Annotated in this window: 20 protein-coding genes; 16 read left to right on the top strand and 4 right to left on the bottom strand. The window is 28.9% G+C overall.

Features of this window, described 5'->3' with window-relative positions; all coding sequences use genetic code 11:
* Positions 1 to 15: 15 nt before the first annotated feature.
* Positions 16 to 1,053, bottom strand: coding sequence for a selenide, water dikinase SelD (gene selD / locus ACNSOS_RS10960; protein WP_418185320.1), 1,038 nt, complete (start codon positions 1,051 to 1,053; stop codon positions 16 to 18).
* Positions 1,054 to 1,534: 481 nt separating this feature from the next.
* On the opposite strand from selD, the gene ACNSOS_RS10965 reads away from it, so the two are divergent.
* The 7 genes from ACNSOS_RS10965 (at position 1,535) to ACNSOS_RS10995 (ending at position 8,088) form a co-directional block, all read left to right on the top strand.
* A complete protein-coding gene (locus tag ACNSOS_RS10965; RefSeq protein WP_113895437.1) occupies positions 1,535 to 1,759 on the top strand; it encodes a twin-arginine translocation signal domain-containing protein in 225 nt (74 codons plus the stop codon).
* An 18-nt stretch (positions 1,760 to 1,777) separates the two neighbouring features.
* The gene (locus ACNSOS_RS10970; RefSeq protein ID WP_113910111.1) at positions 1,778 to 4,576 is read left to right on the top strand and encodes a molybdopterin-dependent oxidoreductase; all 2,799 of its coding nucleotides are present in this window, start codon (positions 1,778 to 1,780) and stop codon (positions 4,574 to 4,576) included.
* Positions 4,577 to 4,586: 10 nt separating this feature from the next.
* A complete protein-coding gene (gene fdh3B / locus ACNSOS_RS10975) occupies positions 4,587 to 5,180 on the top strand; it encodes a formate dehydrogenase FDH3 subunit beta (protein ID WP_113895444.1) in 594 nt (197 codons plus the stop codon).
* Between the two features lie 10 nt (positions 5,181 to 5,190).
* Complete coding sequence (locus tag ACNSOS_RS10980) at positions 5,191 to 6,144, top strand: cytochrome b/b6 domain-containing protein (RefSeq protein ID WP_418185321.1); 954 nt, start codon at positions 5,191 to 5,193, stop codon at positions 6,142 to 6,144.
* A gap of 244 nt (positions 6,145 to 6,388) precedes the next feature.
* Positions 6,389 to 7,483 (top strand): transglutaminase domain-containing protein, encoded by a 1,095-nt coding sequence (locus ACNSOS_RS10985; RefSeq protein ID WP_418185322.1) that lies wholly within the window; start codon positions 6,389 to 6,391, stop codon positions 7,481 to 7,483.
* Complete coding sequence (locus ACNSOS_RS10990) at positions 7,480 to 7,806, top strand: aryl sulfotransferase (RefSeq protein WP_418185323.1); 327 nt, start codon at positions 7,480 to 7,482, stop codon at positions 7,804 to 7,806. Before ACNSOS_RS10985 ends, ACNSOS_RS10990 begins: the two co-directional genes overlap by 4 nt.
* Before the next feature lie 3 nt (positions 7,807 to 7,809).
* Positions 7,810 to 8,088: a heavy-metal-associated domain-containing protein gene (locus ACNSOS_RS10995; RefSeq protein WP_418185324.1), complete on the top strand. Its 279-nt coding sequence runs from the start codon at positions 7,810 to 7,812 to the stop codon at positions 8,086 to 8,088.
* A 44-nt stretch (positions 8,089 to 8,132) separates the two neighbouring features.
* Here the strand turns inward: ACNSOS_RS10995 and ACNSOS_RS11000 are convergent, their stop codons facing one another.
* From ACNSOS_RS11000 to ACNSOS_RS11010, 3 genes are all read right to left on the bottom strand, one after another.
* Positions 8,133 to 8,792, bottom strand: coding sequence for a response regulator (locus tag ACNSOS_RS11000; protein WP_418185325.1), 660 nt, complete (start codon positions 8,790 to 8,792; stop codon positions 8,133 to 8,135).
* Entirely contained in the window at positions 8,785 to 10,266 is a 1,482-nt protein-coding gene (locus tag ACNSOS_RS11005) for a sensor histidine kinase (protein WP_418185326.1), read from the bottom strand. The genes ACNSOS_RS11000 and ACNSOS_RS11005 overlap by 8 nt, the downstream gene beginning before the upstream one ends.
* 89 nt (positions 10,267 to 10,355) lie before the next feature.
* The gene (locus ACNSOS_RS11010; protein ID WP_418185327.1) at positions 10,356 to 11,501 is read right to left on the bottom strand and encodes an ABC transporter substrate-binding protein; all 1,146 of its coding nucleotides are present in this window, start codon (positions 11,499 to 11,501) and stop codon (positions 10,356 to 10,358) included.
* A 153-nt stretch (positions 11,502 to 11,654) separates the two neighbouring features.
* Here ACNSOS_RS11010 and ACNSOS_RS11015 point away from each other — a divergent pair, with 153 nt between their 5' ends.
* From ACNSOS_RS11015 to ACNSOS_RS11055, 9 genes are all read left to right on the top strand, one after another.
* Positions 11,655 to 13,328: a 4Fe-4S binding protein gene (locus ACNSOS_RS11015; protein ID WP_418185328.1), complete on the top strand. Its 1,674-nt coding sequence runs from the start codon at positions 11,655 to 11,657 to the stop codon at positions 13,326 to 13,328.
* A complete protein-coding gene (locus ACNSOS_RS11020; RefSeq protein WP_418185329.1) occupies positions 13,321 to 13,923 on the top strand; it encodes a TorD/DmsD family molecular chaperone in 603 nt (200 codons plus the stop codon). Before ACNSOS_RS11015 ends, ACNSOS_RS11020 begins: the two co-directional genes overlap by 8 nt.
* Before the next feature lie 84 nt (positions 13,924 to 14,007).
* Positions 14,008 to 14,232, top strand: coding sequence for a twin-arginine translocation signal domain-containing protein (locus tag ACNSOS_RS11025; protein ID WP_113895419.1), 225 nt, complete (start codon positions 14,008 to 14,010; stop codon positions 14,230 to 14,232).
* A gap of 25 nt (positions 14,233 to 14,257) precedes the next feature.
* Positions 14,258 to 17,056 (top strand): molybdopterin-dependent oxidoreductase, encoded by a 2,799-nt coding sequence (locus ACNSOS_RS11030; protein ID WP_418185330.1) that lies wholly within the window; start codon positions 14,258 to 14,260, stop codon positions 17,054 to 17,056.
* A 10-nt stretch (positions 17,057 to 17,066) separates the two neighbouring features.
* A complete protein-coding gene (gene fdh3B / locus ACNSOS_RS11035; RefSeq protein WP_113895444.1) occupies positions 17,067 to 17,660 on the top strand; it encodes a formate dehydrogenase FDH3 subunit beta in 594 nt (197 codons plus the stop codon).
* 10 nt (positions 17,661 to 17,670) lie between these two features.
* Positions 17,671 to 18,630, top strand: coding sequence for a cytochrome b/b6 domain-containing protein (locus ACNSOS_RS11040; RefSeq protein ID WP_418185331.1), 960 nt, complete (start codon positions 17,671 to 17,673; stop codon positions 18,628 to 18,630).
* Positions 18,627 to 19,460 (top strand): formate dehydrogenase accessory sulfurtransferase FdhD, encoded by an 834-nt coding sequence (gene fdhD, locus ACNSOS_RS11045; RefSeq protein WP_418185332.1) that lies wholly within the window; start codon positions 18,627 to 18,629, stop codon positions 19,458 to 19,460. Before ACNSOS_RS11040 ends, fdhD begins: the two co-directional genes overlap by 4 nt.
* The gene (locus ACNSOS_RS11050) at positions 19,453 to 20,427 is read left to right on the top strand and encodes a cysteine desulfurase (protein ID WP_418185333.1); all 975 of its coding nucleotides are present in this window, start codon (positions 19,453 to 19,455) and stop codon (positions 20,425 to 20,427) included. The genes fdhD and ACNSOS_RS11050 overlap by 8 nt, the downstream gene beginning before the upstream one ends.
* A 3-nt stretch (positions 20,428 to 20,430) precedes the next feature.
* On the top strand, positions 20,431 to 21,672 hold the full coding sequence (locus ACNSOS_RS11055; RefSeq protein ID WP_418185334.1) for a molybdopterin molybdotransferase MoeA: 1,242 nt from the start codon (positions 20,431 to 20,433) through the stop codon (positions 21,670 to 21,672).
* Positions 21,673 to 21,689: the final 17 nt, after the last annotated feature.

A 21,689-nucleotide genomic window follows, 5' to 3' on the forward strand; every position in this document is an offset into this window, starting at 1 on the left:
TTATATAGGTAAGTATTAGATTATAATTATTGCTTTTTCATCTCTAGGAATTACTTCTCCTATAATACTTGCATAACCAAAACTATACTCTTCTAGTTCTTTTACAAACTCTTTTGCATCATCTTTTTTCATTGCTATTAAAAGTCCACCAGAAGTTTGTGCATCACAAAGTATTGTTTTATAAATATCTGAAATATTTGATGAAAACTTAACTTTATCTTCCACATATTTCATATTTCTTCTTGTACCACCTGGAAATATATCATTTGACACAAAATCAAAAGCCTCTTTTACAAAAGGAACTTCTTTGTGAAAAATATTGAATGAAATTGAGTTGTTTGTACACTCTAAAGCATGTCCCATAAGTCCAAATCCAGTTATATCTGTACAAGAACTTATTTCATATTTTCTCATCATTCTTGAAGGAATATAGTTTAAACTTGCCATTATTTTTGCACAATCTTTTATTAGATTTAACTCTAATAAATCTCTTTTTATTGCAGTTGTTAAAATCCCCATACCAAGAGGTTTAGTAAGAACTAAAACATGACCAATTTTTGGTGTGTTATTTCTTATAACTTCATTTGGATGTATCATCCCAGTAACTGATAATCCATAATACATTTCAGGTGATTCAATAGTATGACCACCTAAAAGTACTCCACCGCACTCTTTGATTTTACTATTTCCACCATCAAGTATCATTCCTAAAGCATCTATTGGAATATTTTTTCTATCAAAACCAACTATGTTCATAGCAGTTTTTACTTCTGCTCCCATAGCAAAAACATCACTAAGTGCATTTGCAGCTGCTATTTGTCCATAAATATATGGATCATCAACAACAGGAGTTATAAAATCGAGTGTTTGAACAATAGCTTGAGATTCATTTATTTGATAAACACAAGCATCTTCACTTGTATCAAATCCTACTAAAACTCTTTCATCATCTGGGCTTAAGTGGCAAACAGTTTGTTTTAGATCCCCCGGACCCATTTTTGCAGCACAACCAGCAGCTTGGACGAATTTAGTTAATTTATATTCGTTATTCATTTTTATATCTTTCTTTTAATTTTCTACATTATACTTAAGCATTTTTAAAAAATTAGTTAATTTAAAGTAAATAAAGTTTTACTATTTTATTTGACTTAAAAATAGTATAGTTAATCAATTTAGCTAATTTAAAGTAAAAAATATTTTACTATTTAAGTTTTTAATTATAAATAATTTATTATACTTACATCATAATTTAGTTCATAAACCATAGGTTATGGTTTTACATAAAGAGAGCTTGATACTTCCTTTATCTCTAAATATAAAATATATTAAGAATAAGAGATTCATTATGAAAAAACAAATATTTCTAAAAATAACCACTTTACTATCTACTGATTTAATAGTAGAAAAAATTCATTTAAAATTAAAAAAACTCAAATAGTATTAATTACAAAATTATTGTTAATAAATGGTTCTTCTAAAGCCTTAAAGAGATTTTAGAAGGGCTTTTTACCCTAAATTCAATGAAGGAGTTATCATGGCTGATGTATTAGCACAAAGACGACAATTTCTAAAAAGAGCAGGAATAGCGGCTTCTGTTTTGGCTGGAAGTGTAGTTGCAACAGCAGCAACAACTGAAAGACAAGATAGAGGAGCTAATAGTAATGTTGGTAATGGAGTAGTTGTAGGAAGATCAACTAAAAAAGAGATTCTTTATAATAAATCAGCGGCTTGGGAAGAGTTTTATAAAGCTGCAAATTAAGTCTAATAGGAGGATAAAATGGGAGCAAATAGCTTTGGACGAAGAACATTTTTAAAAATGGCTTCTTTAGCAACAGCTTTTAGTGCAACATCTGCTTTTGCAAGTACGGAAAAAGTTTTAAGAGATGCTACGGATGAAGAGGTAAAAAATCCATATCCAGGCTCAAAACTAGTAAAAACTATCTGTATGCACTGTTCAGTAGGATGTGGAGTAATAGCTGAAGTTCATAATGGAGTTTGGGTAAGACAAGAGGTAGCTCAAGATCACCCAGTTAGCAATGGAGGGCACTGTTGTAAAGGTGCTGATATGATTGATAAAGTTAGATCAACAAATAGATTACAGTATCCAATAGAAAAAGTTGCTGGAAAATGGAATAGAGTATCTTGGGATGATGCTATGACAAAAATTTCTAACAAACTTTTAGAGTTGAGAGAAAAATATGGTCCAGATTCTGTTATGTTTTTTGGTTCAGCAAAAGTTAGTAATGAACAAGCTTTTTATATTAGAAAATTTGTTTCGATGTTTGGAACAAATAATATAGATCACGTTGCTAGAATTTGCCATAGTCCAACAGTTGCAGGAGCTGCAAATACTTTTGGATATGGTGGTATGACAAATCACTTAGGAGATATGCATAATTCTAAAGCTATTTTAATAATGGGTGCAAATCCAGCAGAAGCACACCCAGTTGCAATGCAACATATATTAAAAGGTAAAGAGCAAAACGGTGCAAAAATCATCGTTATAGATCCAAGATATACAAAAACAGCTGCTAAGTCTGATCTATATTGTAGAATTAGAACTGGTACTGATATTGCATTTTTATATGGAATGATTAGATTAATTCGTGATAATAAATGGTATAACAAAGAGTATTTGGACAATAGAGTATATGGAATCGAAGAGATATTTAAAGAGTGTGAAGAGTACACACCTGAAAAAGTTGCAGATATTACAGGCTGTAAACCCGAGGAGTTGATACAAGTTGCTACATTATTTGCAAAATCAACTCCAGGAGCTTTGATTTGGAATCAAGGTTGGACACACCATACTATTGGTTCATCAAATACTAGATTGGGAGCTATTTTACAATTATTACTTGGAAATGTTGGAGTAATTGGTGGTGGATGTAATGTTCTAAGAGGTCATGATAATGTTCAAGGTTCTACTGATATGGGTTGTCTTGCTGATACATTACCAGGGTATTATGGTTTAGGTGAAGAGTCTTGGAGATATTTTGCAAAACAGTGGAATGTTGATTATGAGTGGTTAAAAGGAAGATTTAAATCAAAAGAACTTATGGAATCAAAAGGTAATAGTTTATCTTTATGGAAACATAGTGTTCTTGATGAAGAGAATGCTAAATATAATGGTGGAACTCAAATCAAAGCACTTATTTGTATAGGAAATGGTGTTTCAACAGTAACAGAAACTCATAAATCAAAAGAAGCTTTGGATAAATTAGATTTAGTAGTATTTATAGATCCATATGTAAATGATGCTGCTGTTATTACAACAAGAAGTGATAATATGTTTTTATTACCAGCTGCTTCACAAGTTGAAAATTGTGGTTCAATTGTAAATACAGGTAGAAGCACACAATGGAGAAGCCAAATTGTTGAACCACTTTTTGAATCAAGAAAAGATCAAGAGATTTTATTTGATTTTGCAAAAAGAATGGGATTCTATAATGAATTTGTTGCAGGTATGGGAAAAGGAGATAGTTTCCAATGGCCAGAAGATGCAACAAATGAAATCGCAAGAACATTAAAAGCTCATGGTTTAACTGGAGTAACGGCTGAAAGATTAAAAAGACATCAAGAGAATTGGCATTTGTTTGATTCTTCAACTTTAAAAGGAAAAGGTATTACAGAAAAAGAGTATTATGGATTACCATGGCCTTGTTGGAGTGAAACGCATCCAGGAAGTCCTGTTTTATTTAATACTAGTTTACCAGTTTCTCAAGGTGGTATGGGATTTAGAACAAGATTTGGAACACAAAGAAATGGTGTGAGTTTACTTGCAAACGATGGAATATATCCAAAAGATTCAAGAATCAAAGGTGGATATGATGAAATAACAGGAGCTAATATTGAAGAGTTAGCTGGAGTTACTTTGAGTGCTGAAGAAAAAGAACTTGTAAAAGGTACAAATTGGAAAACAGATATTAGTGGTATATTAACTAAATATGCACTTGCTGCTGGACTTACTCCTAATGGAAATGCAAAAGCTAGAACTATTGTTTGGGAGTTTATTGATAATATTCCAAAACATAGAGAACCACTTCATTCTCCAAGAACAGATTTAGTTAAAGATTATCCAGCTGTTAAAGATATAGCGAACCATTTTAGAGTAGATGTTAGATACGAAAGTGAACAAAATAAAGAGGATTGGGCAAAAAGTTATCCTATAAATGTTGTTTCAGGAAGAGTAGTTGAACATATGGGAACAGGGACAGAGACAAGAGCATCACACTATTTAGCAGAGTTAAATGGAGAGATGTATGGAGAGTTACATCCAAATTTAGCTGGAAGATTGGGGCTAAATGATGGTGATATGATGTGGCTATATGGAACTGGTGGTGGAAAGATAAAAATAAAATGTAAAGTTAGTTTAAGAGTAGATGAAAAATCAGTATTTTTACCACAGAACTTCTCTGGATGGTGGAGTGGAGAGGATTTAACTCATAGATATCCAACTGGTACAGCACCGTATGCGATGGGTGAGAATTCAAATCAAGTAACAAGTTATGGATTTGATCAACAAACAGCTTGTCCAGAAGTAAACTGTTCACTTGTAAGAATAGAAAGAGCATAGGAGAAATAATATGAGTAGCAATGTAGATTTTTCAAGAATGAAATTTTATTGTGATGAACTTTTATGTATTCATTGTAATGGTTGTGTAGTAGCTTGTAAAGAGGCACATGAAGTACCAGTAGGAGTAAATAGAAGAAAAGTAGTAACAATAAATGAAGGTGTAGTAGGACAAGAGTTTTCTTTGTCAATGGCTTGTATGCATTGTGCAGATGCACCATGCCAACAAGTATGCCCAACAGATTGTTTTTATATAAGAACAGATGGGATAGTTTTACATGATAAAGATAAATGTATAGGATGCGGATATTGTTTGTTTGCTTGTCCTTTTGGTGCACCACAATTTCCAAAGAATGGTGCATTTGGAACAAAAGGGAAAATGGATAAATGTACAATGTGTGCAGGAGGACCAGAAGAGACAAACTCTGTAGAAGAGTATAAGAAGTATGGACAAAATAGAATTAGTGAAGGTAAAGTTCCAATGTGTGCTTCGATGTGTTCAACAAAAGCCTTGCTTGTTGGTGATGCCAATGAAGTAGCTTTGATAAAAACATATAGAGCAACTCATAAAGGAAAAGGAATAGCCACTGATTCATATGGATGGTAAGGAATAATTGATGGAAAATAGCTCGTTTTTTCAAAGAAATAAAGCATATATCTTTACCCTCTTGGGATTGTCAATAGTAGGTGGAGTGTTTGTTGGATTTATGATGGTAATTGATTGGGAATATCTAATAAAATATACAATCCATATTTTGACAGGTGGTAATATTGATGGTATTTTAAATCCAGCACAAACTCACTACCAAGAGATGGTAAATAGAGCATTTGGACCAAATTATGAATCTATTGCTCCTGAAATAATAAGAGCTAGTAATGAAAGACAACTTTTTATTTGGTGGGTTTTTGTAGGTGAAATTGCAATCTTTTGTGTGATGTACGCAATAAGTGGAAGAAAAGAAGCAATAATCACAAACCCAAATGATCAAGTAGAAGTTTTTTCTCTTGTTCATAGAGCAATAATTTGGTTGAATGTTTTTATTATAATAGCTTTGATAATTACAGGATTTAATATAACTTGGAGCCTTAGAAGTGAAGGAGGATATATTCCATTTATCCTAAGAGGAACTCATGAAGTAACTGGACTTCTTTGGTTTCCGTTTTGGTTAATGATGAGTATAATAGCCTTTAAAGATTTGAAAATATTGTCTAAAAATAGCTTGATAGCAAAAATAGTTCTTCCAGGTAAATATAAACCAATGAAAAGGATAATATTTATAGCGTTTGTAGCTATGGGAGCAGGATTGCTTTTAAGTGGATTTTTAATCTGGTTTATACATCCAGATGCATATACAAATGCACATTATATACAGTTTAAAAGGGCATTGCTTTATGTACACTTTGGATCAAGTGTATTAATAATGTTCTTCTTGATGGATTTTGTGTATTCAGTATTGGTTGCAGTAAAAGGAAATTTAAAAGGTTTGATAACAGGTAAATATCCTAGAGAATTCTTACAACAACTTGCCCCTGATGTTTTAACTGACATTGAAAATAAAAGTAAGAAATAAATTTTCTTTATAAACTGAGGTAAAAAAGCCTCAGTTTTCTATACTCTTAATTTAAAATAAAAATATTTACAAATAAAGTTATTATAAAGTAAAAAATATTTTACATTTTAAGTTTTTACTTATAAAAATTTTTATATCATCAAAATCTAATTAGTTCATAGACCATAGGTTATGGTTTGATATAAAGAGAGCTTTGCACTTTCATTTATCTCTTAAGAGAACGAAACACTACAAAGAATATATTATGAAAAGAAGAACATTTTTAAAATCAACAGCTGCTATATCTACACTTGCAGTTGTATCTCCAAATTTTGCTTTTGCAAATGAAGATAAAAATTCATTTGGTATTACAAAAACTCCTAGAAAATTTGAAGTAAAAAATAGTTATGAGTTTGAGATAAGTAATGAAGCTACTCAACTTTGGGTACCACTTCCAAAAGATGAAAGCTATCATAAAGTTGTATCGTTTAAATATGATGGAAACTTTACAGAAGCTAAAATTGTAAAAAATCCTTATGATACAAGAGTTTTATATGTAAAATGGGACAACAAAGATGTAAAACCAAAATTAGATATTTATTTTGCAGTTATTATGCAAGAAAGAACTACTGATTTTTCAAAAGCAACTTCAAATACTGATTATCCAACAGATGTAAAAGAGTATTTAAAAGGAACAAAACATATTCCAGTAACTCCTAAACTTACAAACTATGCAAATGATATAGTTAAAAATGCAAAAACTCCACTTGAAAAAGCAAGAGCCATTTATGATTGGACAGTAAGTACAATGTATAGAGATGAGAGTGTTATTGGTTGTGGAATTGGTGATGCACAAAAAAGTATAGAAGATAAAATATATGGTGGAAAATGTACAGATATAAGTTCAGTATTTGTTTGTTTACTTAGAAATGCTGGAATTCCTGCAAAGGAGACTTTTGGAATAAGAGTAGGTCAATCAAAAATTTCAAATGCTTGTGGAAAAGCTGATGAAAAAGGGTTTGCAGATATTACTGGTGCTCAACATTGTAGAGCAGAGTTTTATATAGATGGACTTGGTTGGGTTCCTTGTGATCCAGCTGATGTTGCAAAGGTAAAACTAGCTGAAAAATTGGCAAATGATGATAAAAAATTAGCAAGTGTAAAAGATTATTTCTTTGGTTCTTGGGAGATGAATTGGTCTGCATTTAATAGTGCTAGAGATTTTATTTTAGAGCCAAAACCAACTCAATATCCATTAAATATGCTAGGTTATCCTTATGCTGAAGTTGGTGAAGATGCAAAAGATTACTACAATCCTAAAACTTTTGTATATAAATATACATCTCAAGAAGTTTTATGAATAAACCAAAAATTGCGATAATAGGTGCAGTAATAACTGCCCTTTTATCAACACTTTGTTGCTTACCTGCATTATTATTTTTATTTTTTGGAATAACAAGTGGAGTTCTTGTCTTTTTGACAACTTTAGAGTTTACAAGAGTTCCTCTTGCTATTTTGGCAATTATGTTTTTTTGTTTTGCAATATATAATTTTAGGAAAAAAATATCTTGTAGTTGTAGCAAAAAAGATAAAATAGTTCAATATATCCTTATTGGTATATTTTTTATATTGATTTTAACACTTCTATTTTATCCAGAAATTTTACCTCTTTTTATGGAGTAGTTTATGAAGATTTTATCTATTTTGTTTATTTTAGTAAATTTTGTTTTTGCTTCAAATATTTCAATCTTTAAAGTAGAAGGTATGCACTGCCCACTTTGTACAACTGCTGTTAAAAAAGCTATTTCTAGTATTGATGGAGTTCAAAAAGTTAGTGCAAGACTCAATACAAAAGAAGTAAGTGTAATATATGATGAAAAAGTAAAAATAGAAGAAATTTTGTCTGCTATCAAAACCACTTCTTATGAAGGAGTTGAAATAAGCACTTCTAAATATGGAGAATGAAATACTAATCTGAAAGCATACAAAGAAATAACTTCTTTGTAATTTTAAATGTTTTTTAAAGCATTATCATCAAATTTATAAGTTTTGTGAGATACTTTTTTCAAAATATTTTTATCTGCTAAATCTTTAAATAGTTTAATCAAAGTAGGTTTAGATATAGCAAATTGTTCCATAACATCTGAATATGAAGCATAAAATTGATTATTTTCATCTAAGTTATTGAAAATATGTTTTACAATTTCAACTTGTTTACTATCTGTGATAGCTGAAATAGTTTTGATAATATTGCTATTTTTTTTCAATTCTCTTTCTTGAACTTTTGGTAAAAGTACATCATACAAGCTATCTAAAAGTTCTTGGATATTTATAGGTTTTACTATATAGTTTTCAACTTTTAGTTTGATAGCTTCTAGTAAATAGTTTGTATCTGTATGAGCAGTTGTCAAAATAGTTGGGATTTTTATATTTTTACTTTTTATATATTTTAAAAAATTTATACCATTTTCATTTTCGAGTAAAATATCACTTATGATTACATCAACCTTTTTTTCAAGTAATATTTTCATAGCATCAACAGTTGTTTTTACAGAATAGATATTTTGAACAAAGTCTTCTAAAACATCAGTTGTATGTTTCAATAAACTATCATCATCTTCAAGATACAAAACATTAAAATTTTTTAGAATTTCTAAATTTTTAATCATTTAATTCCTTATTTATTGGTATTTTTATTATAAAAGATGTTCCATTGAAACTTTTATCTTCTATTTTATTTTTTATATTTTTGCAAGATATTTGACCATTTAAATGTCTTTCAATGATTTGTTTTGACATATAAAGCCCGATTCCTGTTCCTGCACTTTTATATTTTGTTGTATAGTATGGTTCAAATATTTTAGGAAGAATATTAGGATCAATCCCTCCACCATTGTCAGAAATATTGACAAAAATATGACCTTTTAAACTATTTACAACAATTTTTATAATTCTATCGTTTTTATCAACATTACTTACTAAAGCATCTTTTGAGTTTGATATAATATTTAAGAAAATATGTGATAATTCATTGTAATAACTTTTTATTTTCTCATCTTTTTTTACTTTTAGTTCTACTTTTATACTCTCTTTTGTTAAAAAATATTTTGATAATTCTATTGAGTGTTCTAAACAATCTTTTATATAAAACTCTTTCTCTTCTTTTGTTGGAGAGAAAAAGTTTTTAAAATCATCTAGGGTATTTGACATATTTTGTGCTAAAAGTAAGGCATCTTTTGTTTTTTCATCTATAAATTCGGCTGATAGTTTATTTAAACTCATTTTTGTTTGAAAACTTTGAATAATCATACTGATTGAACCCAATGGTTGTCGCCATTGATGGGCAATATTATTTAACATTTCACCTAAAGATGCAAATCTTGCTTGTTGAAACATAATAATATCCTTTTTCCTATTTTTAGCTACTTCAAGTTTTATTTTTTGTTCTAAATTGCTATTTAATTCTTTTAACTCTTTTGTTTTTTCTTCTACAATTTTTTCTTGAGAATTATATAGTTTTCTAAAATGTACAGTTATAAATACCGATAAAATTATCGTAAAAACAAGAACAAAAAATATAGATATGAAAGAGAATATTGTAAAAATACTAAATATATTATCTGTATCTCTTTTTTCGTTTATTGTTAAAGTTAGATCATAGTTTACTAAACTTCCTATATATACAGAAATAGAATTTATTTCAAAATTTATATTTGTAAAAAAATCTTTGTTGTTTTTTTCATCTAAAGTTGATAGATATTCGAATATTTTTAACATTCTTTTATCAATATTTTCAATTATTGACTTTTTTAACACTTCATTTTTATAATATGAATTTGGTTTTGTAAAATGCTGTTTTATAAAAGACATAATAAAAGATTCTTTGTTTAAATCTATGCTATTTTTATAGCTTTGCCAATTTTTTATTATTATTTCATTTGCTATTTGGATAACTTCTAAAGATTGTTCATAGTTTAGACTATTTTTTTCAAACTCATTTAAAGTATCTTGAATATTTATCGTAAAATAATCTTTTATATTCTCAAGTTGTATTAAGCTTTTCGTCCTTTTGTCAAATAGTGTATCAAAATCATCTTTTAGTATAAAAATAGATATTTGTGATAAAACAATTATTGAAAACATTCCTCCTGAAACAATAAATATTAAAAAATTAGTTTTGTACTCAAATTTGAGGTTTTCAAAATATTTATAGAGTTTTAAAAAAAGTTTTTTCATCTTAAAATCTCTTGGAATTTATCGTCTTTATATTCAAAAAGATAAGTAGTATTTAAAAGTTGATGATTTTCAAACTCCAGTTTTATCTCACTTAAAATATCTTTTGGTGGATTTTTTAAAGCATAAATAAGTTCTCTTGAAGAGTAATTCCCTTCAAGTCTAATTATTGCATCGATTAAAACTTTTGAAGCCAAAAATGCTTCAAAAGATATAAATCCTAACTCTTTATTGACTGCATATTTTTGCATAACTTCTTGATACTCTTGAACTATTTTTAAATTTTTATCATCATAATTTGGAACTACATTTGAAAATATGATGTTTGAGCTATCTACATTTGAATTTTTTAACTCTTTTATAATAGAGTTTGCATCACTAAAAGATATATTGCAAAAAATAACATCTTTTAGGAATTCATCTTTTTTTGCTTTTTTTATAAATAAAGCATTTGCTTTGTATGCTCCAACTAGTAAAATAACTTCTGGTTTTGAATTTTTTATCTCGTTGAAAGCATGGTTTATAGAAAGTGTATTTCTTTTGTATGTTCCTGCTGAAATTAATTCTAAATTTTTACTTTCTAATGCTTGTAAAGTTGATATATAACCATCTTCTCCATACTCATCATTTTGATAAAATATCGATATTTTTGATAGGTTTTTTGTATTTGTAATATAAGCAATAATATTTTCAATTTCCTGTTTATAAGAAGCTCTAAAGTTTATGATATTGTCAAAATCTTTATCTCTTAAAAAACTTGCTCCAGAAAATGGTGAGAAAAAAGGAGTTTGATTATCTTCAAAAATTGGCATTACTCTTCTTATTGTTGGAGTTCCAACTATTCCAAAAAAAGATAAAATATCATTATTTAAGATTGACTTGATGTTGTCAAAAGTTAGATTGGGTTCGTATTTATCATCAAGAGCTAAAAATTCTATATGTTTATTTTGAATTAAATTATTTTCGTTTGTATATTTAAAGTAAGCATTTACTGTATTATATACAGTTTCGCCCCAAGATTTTAAACTACCATTATAAGCTAAAGATGAACCAATAATAATATTATTTTTAGTATTTTGTTTTTCAGAAATAATAAAATAAGATATAATAAGAATAAGTGAAATAAATATTAATTTTTTAAACATTTATAAGTCTACTTAAAAATGTTTAAAATTGTTATAAATTTTTTTAATGTACTTAAATAAAGTGGTTTAAATTTTATAAATTAAGTTTCAATTAACAAATATTGCTATAAAATAAAGTAAAATATTTTTTACTAAAAATTAAGGGCATAGGTTATGCAGGAGTTTATATACTTTAATAATGGGGCTTTGGATTTCCCTTTAAATGAAAAAATCCAAGTAGTTACTAATTCAGAAGATTTAAAAGATAATACTTATCTTATATCAAACTCAATAAATGCAAAAAGTGAATTTCTAGCACCAGAAATAGATTTTTATATAAAAAATTCAAAAGATAGTTTAGCTTCAAAGATTACAAATGTTTCAGCACTTTATGAGATAAATGCTACAAAATTTGATTTTTCACAAGATTTACCACAAAATATTGAAATATCAAACTCTTTGATGATAATTTATGATGATGTAGAAGATTACAAATCTTTTATAGAGAATTTAAATAAAAATGAGTTTGAATTATATAAAGTTGAATCAAAGCTTATAAAAGAGATAAAAAATAGTATAGGAAACTTTGAAGTTATTGTAAATAGCAATGATAAAGATATAAAACTTCCTACTTCTCAAATTGTTTGGTTCAATCAAAGTTTGAAAAAAACAAAAACTGGTATTTTTGATCCAAATATTTTGGGAGTAGAAAATACTTTAGAAAAAATTAGAGATAATATAGATAGCTTTTCATTTAAGAAAACTATTCTTTATGATAAAAGTATCTGTCAATATGATGATAGAAGAGTTAGTGAAACTTGTTCAAAGTGTGAAGAAGTTTGTCCTACAAATGCTATAACAAAAGATGATAAAAATAAAAAGTTAGTATTCTCTTATGTTGATTGTATTGCTTGTGGAGAGTGTGTTAGTGCCTGTCCTAGCGGTTCTTTAAATAGTGCTGCTACTTCAAGAGAATCTTTATATGAAATAAGCCTTTTTTATAAAAATAGACATCCTTTGATAATTTCATCAAATGTTGATTTAAATAGTGTTGATACTGATTTAAAAGAGAATGTATTTCCCCTTGTAACGACTGGAGATATTTTTGATGAGGCTATATTCCTTACATATTTACAAGTTTCAAGTTCTCAATTAGTATATTTTAGTGAAAATATATCAAAAGGTTCAAAAGAATCAATAAGAATTTTAAATGATATATATCTTAAAAAATACAATAAAAAGGCTATTTATTTAGTTGAGAATAAAGAAGATTTAGAACATGCTTTAAGTGAAGTTAGTTTTATAGAAAATTCATATTTTAATTTCAATCAAAGTGAACTTAAAAAAAGAGAAATATTTGCTCAAAGACTTCAAAAAGTTGTGGGAAATGATGATTTAGGTGTTGTAAAAACTGGTGAAAATATCCATTATGGAAGAGTTTTAGTAAATGAATCAAACTGTACTTTATGTTTATCATGTGTTGGTGCATGTAATGTAGATGCACTATTTGCAAATGAAGCTGATTTTACTTTAAGAGTAAATCCATCTGTTTGTACTGGTTGTGGATATTGTGAAGTTGTATGTCCAGAAAAAGATTGTTTGACTATAAAACAAGATGAGATAGAATTAAGTCCAGTTTGGTTTACAGAGTCTATTTTAGCTAAAGATAAACTTTTTGCCTGTGTTGAGTGTGGAAAAGAGTTTGCTACAACAAAAGCAATAGAAAAAATTGCTGCTATTATGGGACCAATTTTTGCAAAACAAAGTGAAACTAAAAAAAGAACTCTTTATTGTTGTGAAGATTGTAAAGCAAAAATTATGATAAAACAAGGATTATTAGATGCATAGTATTGAAATAGATAAAGCAAGGGCTTTTATATATAATCTTTTATCTTTACTTTTTGTAGAAGAGTATACTAAAACAAAACAAGATGAAATTTTAAAAAAGTTACAGATTTTATCAGAAAACTCTTTTAGTCAAGAGGTTAGTGATGTTTCAAAAGAGTTAATTGATTATTTAAAAGTAAAATCAACAAATTCAATTTTCAATGAATATCAAGATCTGTTTTTAATCCCTTTTGATGAATATATTCCTCTTGGTGCTTCTTGGTATCATGAAAGAAGAGAAGGTGGTTTTATGCAATTAAAAGTAAAAGATGTATTAGCAAAAACAACTATAAGAAAAGATGAAAAATCTTTTACTGCACAAGAAGATCACTATGGCTTTATATTTACTCTAAGCGCTTATTTATTGGATAAACAAATATCAAAAGAGTTAAAAGATGATGTACAAAAGGAACTTTTTGTAGAAGTTTTAACTCTATATATTGATGAACTTTTTTATAAACTTATTGGAAGTTCTAGTTTTATTTATTCAAGAGTTGGAGTAATTTTAAAAGAGTTTATGGGATTTGAAAGAGCATATCTGGATATAAAATCATAAAAGTGGACTAAAATCCACGATAAGAACTTTTTTAAGTTTTTATCGGGGCTTTTAACCCTAAATCTAATTTAAAGGAGAGTTATCATGAGTGAAGAGTTAGCACAAAGACGGCAATTCCTAAAAAGAGCAGGAATAGCGGCTTCTGTTTTGGCTGGAAGTGTAGTTGCAACAGCAGCAACAACTGAAAGACAAGATAGAGGGGCTAATAGTAATGTTGGTAACGGAGTAGTTGTAGGAAGATCAACTAAAAAAGAGATTCTTTATAATAAATCAGCAGCGTGGAATCAATTTTACAAAGTTGCTAAATAGTTTAAAATTTTAAAAAGGAGAACAAATGGGAGCAAATAGCTTTGGACGAAGAACATTTTTAAAAATGGCTTCTTTGGCAACAGCTTTTAGTGCAACATCTGCTTTTGCAAGTACGGAAAAAGTTTTAAGAGATGCTACGGATGAAGAGGTAAAAAATCCATATCCAGGCTCAAAACTAGTAAAAACTATCTGTACTCACTGCTCAGTAGGATGTGGAGTAATAGCTGAAGTTCATAATGGAGTTTGGGTAAGACAAGAGGTAGCTCAAGATCACCCAATAAGTAATGGAGGACATTGCTGTAAAGGTGCTGATATGATTGATAAAATCAGATCAACAAATAGATTACAGTATCCAATAGAAAAAGTTGCTGGAAAATGGAATAGAGTATCTTGGGATAGTGCTATGAGTAAAATCAGTGATAAATTATTGGAATTAAGAGAGAAATTTGGACCAGATTCTGTTATGTTTTTAGGTTCAGCAAAAGTTAGTAATGAACAAGGATATTATATTAGAAAATTTGTTTCAATGTTTGGAACAAATAATATAGATCACCAAGCTAGAATTTGACATAGTCCAACAGTTGCCGGTGTGGCAAGTACATTTGGATATGGAGCTATGACAAATCACTTAGGAGATATGCATAATTCTAAAGCCATTATTATCATAGGTTCAAACCCTGCTGATAATCACCCTGTTGCAATGCAACATATATTAAAAGGTAAAGAGCAAAATGGTGCAAAAATCATCGTTGTAGATCCAAGATATACAAAAACAGCTGCTAAGTCTGATTTATATTGTAGAATTAGAACTGGTACAGATGTTGCTTTTCTTTACGGTATGATAAGACTTATAAGAGAAAACAAATGGTATGATGAAAAGTTCTTAAACGATAGAGTATATGGAGTAGAAGAGATATTTAAAGAGTGTGAAGAGTATACGCCTGAACATGTTGAATATATTACTGGACTTCCAAAAGAGACTTTAATTCAAGCAGCAACACTATATGCAAGTTCAAATCCAGGATGTTTGATTTGGAATCAAGGTTGGACACAACATACTATTGGTTCATCAAATACAAGACTTGGTTCGATTATGCAGTTAATCTTAGGAAATGTAGGAAAAGCTGGTGGTGGATGTAATATTTTAAGAGGGCATGATAATGTTCAAGGTTCTACTGATATTGGATGTCTTGCTGATACATTACCAGGGTATTATGGTTTAGCTGAAGGTTCTTGGAAATATTTTGCAAAACAGTGGAATGTTGATTATGAGTGGTTAAAAGGAAGATTTAAATCAAAAGAGCTTATGGAAGCTAGAGGAAATACTCTTTCACTTTTTGCAGATAATATTATCAATGAAGCAAATGCAAGACATAATGGTGGAACACAGATTAAAGCTTTAGTATGTATTGGAAATGGTATCTCTACGGTTACTGATGTTAAAAGAATAAAAGAGGCCTTAGATAAATTAGATTTAGTAGTATTTATAGATCCATATGTAAATGATGCTACGGTTATTACAACAAGAAGTGATAATCTCTTCTTATTACCAGCTGCTTCACAAGTTGAAACATCTGGAACAGTTGTAAATACAGGTAGAAGTGCACAATGGAGAAGTAAAGTTGTAGAGCCTATGTATGAATCAAGAACGGATCATGATATCTTATTTGATTTTGCAAAAAGAATGGGATTCTATAATGAATTTGTTGCTGGTATGGGAAAAGGAAATAGTTTCCAATGGCCAGAAGATGCAACAAATGAGATTTCAAGAGCATTAAAAACTATTGGAATGAAAGGTGTTACTGCTGAAAGATTAAAAAAACAGCAGGAAAATTGGCATTTATTTAATAACTCTAGCCTAAAAGGAACTGGAGAATTTGCAAAAGAGTATTATGGATTACCATGGCCTTGTTGGAGTGAAACTCATCCAGGAAGTCCTGTTTTATATAATACAGATTTACCAGTTTCTCAAGGTGGTATGGGATTTAGAGCTAACTTTGGATTAGAAAGAAATGGTGTAAGCTTACTTGCAGTTGATGGAAGCTATCCAAAAGGTTCTAAAGTTCAAGGTGGATATGCTGAAATAACAGGAGTTAATATTGAAGAGTTAGCTGGAGTTACTTTAAGTGCGGAAGAGAAAAAATTGGTTGAAGGTAAAAACTGGAAAAATGATGATAGTGGACTTTTAGTAAAATATGCACTTGAAGCTGGGCTTTGTCCTTATGGAAATGCAAAAGCTATGACTATAGCTCCATCATTTGTAGACCCAATACCAAAACATAGAGAGCCATTACACTCATTTAGACCAGATTTGATTGAAAAATATCCAGCTTCAGCTGATAAAACAAATCACTGGAGAGTTGATGTACCTTATAGAAGTAGACAAACTGAAAAAAATTGGGTAGAAGAATTCCCGATTAATATAGTTTCAGGAAGAGTAGTTGAACATATGGGAACAGGGACAGAGACAAGAGCATCACACTATTTAGCAGAGTTAAGTGGAGAGATGTATGGAGAGTTACATCCAAATTTGGCTTCTAAACTTGGAATTAAGCATGGTGAAATGATGTGGGTTTATGGAACTGGTGGTGGAAAGATAAAAATAAAATGTAAAGTTAGTTTAAGAGTAGATGAAAAATCAGTATTTTTACCACAGAACTTCTCTGGATGGTGGAGTGGAGAGGATTTAACTCATAGATATCCTGATAAAACTGCACCGTATGCGATGGGTGAAAACTCAACACAAGTAACAAGTTATGGATTTGATCAACAGACAGCTTGTCCAGAAACGAAATGTTCACTTGTAAGAATAGAAAGAGCATAGGGAGGAAAAAATGAGTAGCAATGTAGATTTTTCAAGAATGAAATTTTATTGTGATGAACTTTTATGTATTCATTGTAATGGTTGTGTAGTAGCTTGTAAAGAGGCACATGAAGTACCAGTAGGAGTAAATAGAAGAAAAGTAGTAACAATAAATGAAGGTGTTGTAGGACAAGAGTTTTCTTTGTCAATGGCTTGTATGCATTGTGCAGATGCACCATGCCAACAAGTATGCCCAACAGATTGTTTTTATATAAGAACAGATGGGATAGTTTTACATGATAAAGATAAATGTATAGGATGCGGATATTGTTTGTTTGCTTGTCCTTTTGGTGCACCACAATTTCCAAAGAATGGTGCATTTGGAACAAAAGGGAAAATGGATAAATGTACAATGTGTGCAGGAGGACCAGAAGAGACAAACTCTGTAGAAGAGTATAAGAAGTATGGACAAAATAGAATTAGTGAAGGTAAAGTTCCAATGTGTGCTTCGATGTGTTCAACAAAAGCCTTGCTTGTTGGTGATGCCAATGAAGTAGCTTTGATAAAAACATATAGAGCAACTCATAAAGGAAAAGGAATAGCCACTGATTCATATGGATGGTAAGGAATAATTGATGGAAAATAGCTCGTTTTTTCAAAGAAATAAAGCATATATCTTTACCCTCTTGGGATTGTCAATAGTAGGTGGAGTGTTTGTTGGATTCTTAATGGTAATTGATTGGGAATATCTAATAAAATATACAATCCATATTTTGACAGGTGGTAATATTGATGGTATTTTAAATCCAGCACAAACTCACTACCAAGAGATGGTAAATAGAGCATTTGGACCAAATTATGAAGCTATTGCTCCTGAAATAATAAGAGCTAGTAATGAAAGACAACTTTTTATTTGGTGGGTTTTTGTAGGTGAAATAGCAATCTTTTGTGTTATGTACGCAATAAGTGGAAGAAAAGAAGCAATAATTACAAACCCAAATGATCAAGTAGAAGTTTTTTCTATTGTTCATAGAGCAATAATTTGGTTAAATGTTTTTATTATAATAGCTTTGATAATTACAGGATTTAATATAACTTGGAGTCTTAGAAGTGAAGGAGGATATATTCCATTTATACTTAGAGGAACTCATGAAGTAACTGGACTTCTTTGGTTTCCGTTTTGGTTAATGATGAGTATAATTGCTTTTAAAGATTTGAAAATATTGTCTAAAAATAGCTTGATAGCAAAGATAGTTCTTCCAGGTAAATATAAACCAATGAAAAGAATTATATTTATAGCATTTGTAGCAATGGGAGCAGGGTTGCTTTTAAGTGGATTTTTAATCTGGTTTATACATCCAGATGCATATACAAATGCACAATATATACAGTTTAAAAGAGCATTACTTTATGTACACTTTGGATCAAGTGTATTAATAATGTTTTTTTTAATGGATTTTGTGTATTCAGTATTGGTTGCAGTAAAAGGAAATTTAAAAGGTTTGATAACAGGTAAATATCCTAGAGAATTCTTACAACAACTTGCCCCTGATGTTTTAGAAGATGTTATTAAAAAAGAGGAAAAAAGAAGATGACGAAAGTTTTTGGAAGTGAAAACTTCCCTTCTTTTCCTATTTGTGAAAAGAGTAATACAAAAAAGATTTTTGTTGATAAATTTTCAAAAGATAGTTTTGAGAGTTTTGAAGATTTTGTTATAAAAGATGAAAAAATAGATTTTTACTTAAATGGTGAAAAACTAATCTCTGTTATGAGTATAAAAGAGCATCAAGATGCTCATATTGTTGGATTTTTACTTAGTGAAGCAGTGATTTCAGATATTAATGATATAAAATCATTAAAAATAAGTGAAGATGGTTTAAATGTTTTTGTTGAGGCTTATATTTCAAAAATAGCTTATGAAAACTTGTTTAAACAAAAAACACTTACTTCTGGATGTTGTGTTGGAGTTACTGGAAATGCTGAAAAAGTTTTTGATTGTTCTTTTATATCAACACAATATACTTTAAAATCGACTTTTATTTTAAAACAAATGAGTGAATTTAACAAATCTTCAAAGCTCTTTGATGACACAGGATGTGTTCATAAAGCAAGAATTGTGTTAGAAGATGGGACATGTTTTGAAACAGAAGATATTGGACGACACAATGCTATTGATAAAGTTATAGGACTTGTAACTATGGCTAGAAAAGATTTAAAAAAATCTGTTTTGTATGTAACTGGAAGATTGTCAAATGAGATGGTTGTAAAATGTGTAATGCACAAAATACCAATAGTTGTATCAAAAGCAGCTGTTACTTTTGAAGGTATAAAAGCCGCAAGTGAACATGGAGTTACACTTATAGGTTTTGCAAGAGAGCATAGAATGAATGTTTATACACATAGTGGAAGAGTGAAAGTTGATTAAATTAAATTTTTTGCAATACAATCCAATTAAAATAGAAGATTTTAATTTAAGTCTTGATAGCTTAGTTTCAAATTCAAATTTTGATGATTTATGTTTTGATTTTTTAAACTACTTTGGTTTTAAAAAACTTAAAACTTTTTCTTTTTCAAAAGAGGGGTTTTTAGGTCTTTTTTTAGAATTAAAAGGGAAAATAGTCATTAGTTTAGGAGAAACACAAGCTTTAATTGATGGTGCGAAACTGTATGAAAGTTTAGGTTTTGAAGTAGAATATTTACCTCTAAATCAAGATGGAAGTATTGATTTAAAACTTTTAGATAAAAAAGAGTTTGATTATATTTTTATTTCATCTTATGTTATGGATACTTTTTTAAAAGTATCTTTAGAAGATATAAAAAAACTTACAAAAGCAAAAATTATCTCAAATACAAGTGCAAATTTTAGTAAATCTAGTGATATCATATATTTTGATAACTATAAATTAAGTGGTTACTCTTTAAATGGAGTAATATGCTTTAATGATGATATTTTAGAACAATTACATATAGGTTTTACAGATAGTTTAGCTATATATTCTTGTTTTAAGTCATATAAAAATATAAAAAAAGATATTACAATGAAGGATATTTTTATAGAAAAATTAAAGCAAAAGTTTAAAGATGATTTGTACTTTTTTGTGGACAATGAAAAAACTTTAAAAAATAGTTTTCATATTGCTTTAAAAGGTATAAAGGCAAGGGAACTTATAAGAACTTTGGCTTTTGAAAATGTCTTTTTATCAAATGGAGAAGGTTGTAGTTTGGGATTATCCAAACCATCAAGAGTTATACAAGCTATGGGTTATGATGAAACTACAAGTAGAAATGCTTTGAGTTTTAGTTTTAATGAAAATCTAAATTATGAAAAAATAGATTTATTAGTTGATTTGATATATAAAAAGTATAAACAAATAAGAAGTTTTGGAGAATAGGCAATGAAAGAAAGATTAAATTATTTAGATTTTCAAGAAGCTTGTAAAACAAGTTTAGAACTCGTAAATCCTACAAATAAAACAGAAATTATAGATTTTATTTACTCTTTGGGAAGAGTTGTAAGTAAAGATGTTGTTTGTGTTAAAAATCTTCCTTCTTTTAATAATTCTGCTATGGATGGTTTTGCTATAAAATATAGTGATGCTGGAAAAACTTTACGTATAAAAGATACTATTTTTGCAGGAGATAAAAGAGAGTTTAAATCTTTAAAAGAGAATGAATGCTATAAGATAATGACAGGAGCAAAAACTCCAAATGACATTGATACGATAATTCCTATTGAATTTTGTGAAAATTTATCAAAAGATTTTGTAACAATACCCCATAATATAAAAAAAGGTGCAAATTTAAGATTAAAAGGTGAAGAGTTAAAGCAAGGTGATATTATTGTAAAAAAAGGTGAAAAAATAAACTCTTCACATATTGCACTTTTTTCAAGTCAAGGATTAACACAAATAGATGTTTTTAAAAAAATAAAAATTGCTATTTTATCTACGGGCAATGAATTAAAAGAGCCTTGGGAAAAAGCTGATGATGAAGAGATTTATAATTGCAATGCTTTTGCTATTGATGCACAATTAAAAGAGAAAAATTTTGAAAGTACTTATTGTGGAGTTATTCCTGATAGCTTGGAAAAATCTATTGAATTTATTAAAAATCTAAGAGATTTTGACATCATTGTAACAAGTGGTGGAATATCTATGGGAGATGCTGATTTTGTAGCACAAGCATTTTTAAAATGTGGATTGAATATTGCGTATCATGGAGTAAATTTAAAACCAGGTCGTGCTATGATGATGGGAACTTTGAATCATAGTTTGGTTATATCACTACCTGGTAATCCACTAGCTGCTATGATAAACTGTTATTTGTTTGTTATTCCAATATTAAAAAAATTTCAAGGTGAAATAGCTTTTTATCATGATTTTACTTTTGCATTAAATAAAAAAGAGTTCAATGTAAAACAAAATCGTACAGAAGCAGTTTTAGGAAAAATTGTAAATGGTGAATTTATAGTAACAAGAGATAATAAATATGGTTCAGGTATGATAAGTGCAGTTTTTGAAAGTAACTCTTTAGTGGTTTCAAGTGGAAATAGTGAAACTATAAAAGATAATTGTAATATAAAAATATTAGAGTTTAATGGTAAGTATATATCTAAAAAAGTTGATTTTATAAATTAAAAAAATAAGTATGATAT

The sequence above is a fragment of the Aliarcobacter vitoriensis genome (assembly GCF_048320235.1).
GTDB classification, from domain to species: Bacteria; Campylobacterota; Campylobacteria; order Campylobacterales; family Arcobacteraceae; genus Aliarcobacter; species Aliarcobacter vitoriensis.

Coding starts and splice junctions, on each gene's coding strand:
- ACNSOS_RS11015 (WP_418185328.1), top strand. CDS start 11,655: ATGCAGGAGTTTATATACTTTAATAATGGGGCTTTGGATTTCCCTTTA.
- fdh3B (WP_113895444.1), top strand. CDS start 17,067: ATGAGTAGCAATGTAGATTTTTCAAGAATGAAATTTTATTGTGATGAA.
- ACNSOS_RS10980 (WP_418185321.1), top strand. CDS start 5,191: ATGGAAAATAGCTCGTTTTTTCAAAGAAATAAAGCATATATCTTTACC.
- fdh3B (WP_113895444.1), top strand. CDS start 4,587: ATGAGTAGCAATGTAGATTTTTCAAGAATGAAATTTTATTGTGATGAA.
- ACNSOS_RS10970 (WP_113910111.1), top strand. CDS start 1,778: ATGGGAGCAAATAGCTTTGGACGAAGAACATTTTTAAAAATGGCTTCT.
- fdhD (WP_418185332.1), top strand. CDS start 18,627: ATGACGAAAGTTTTTGGAAGTGAAAACTTCCCTTCTTTTCCTATTTGT.
- ACNSOS_RS11025 (WP_113895419.1), top strand. CDS start 14,008: ATGAGTGAAGAGTTAGCACAAAGACGGCAATTCCTAAAAAGAGCAGGA.
- ACNSOS_RS10990 (WP_418185323.1), top strand. CDS start 7,480: ATGAATAAACCAAAAATTGCGATAATAGGTGCAGTAATAACTGCCCTT.
- ACNSOS_RS11000 (WP_418185325.1), bottom strand. CDS start 8,792: ATGATTAAAAATTTAGAAATTCTAAAAAATTTTAATGTTTTGTATCTT.
- ACNSOS_RS11010 (WP_418185327.1), bottom strand. CDS start 11,501: ATGTTTAAAAAATTAATATTTATTTCACTTATTCTTATTATATCTTAT.
- ACNSOS_RS11020 (WP_418185329.1), top strand. CDS start 13,321: ATGCATAGTATTGAAATAGATAAAGCAAGGGCTTTTATATATAATCTT.
- ACNSOS_RS10995 (WP_418185324.1), top strand. CDS start 7,810: ATGAAGATTTTATCTATTTTGTTTATTTTAGTAAATTTTGTTTTTGCT.
- ACNSOS_RS10985 (WP_418185322.1), top strand. CDS start 6,389: ATGAAAAGAAGAACATTTTTAAAATCAACAGCTGCTATATCTACACTT.
- ACNSOS_RS11040 (WP_418185331.1), top strand. CDS start 17,671: ATGGAAAATAGCTCGTTTTTTCAAAGAAATAAAGCATATATCTTTACC.
- ACNSOS_RS10965 (WP_113895437.1), top strand. CDS start 1,535: ATGGCTGATGTATTAGCACAAAGACGACAATTTCTAAAAAGAGCAGGA.
- ACNSOS_RS11005 (WP_418185326.1), bottom strand. CDS start 10,266: ATGTTTTCAATAATTGTTTTATCACAAATATCTATTTTTATACTAAAA.
- ACNSOS_RS11055 (WP_418185334.1), top strand. CDS start 20,431: ATGAAAGAAAGATTAAATTATTTAGATTTTCAAGAAGCTTGTAAAACA.
- selD (WP_418185320.1), bottom strand. CDS start 1,053: ATGAATAACGAATATAAATTAACTAAATTCGTCCAAGCTGCTGGTTGT.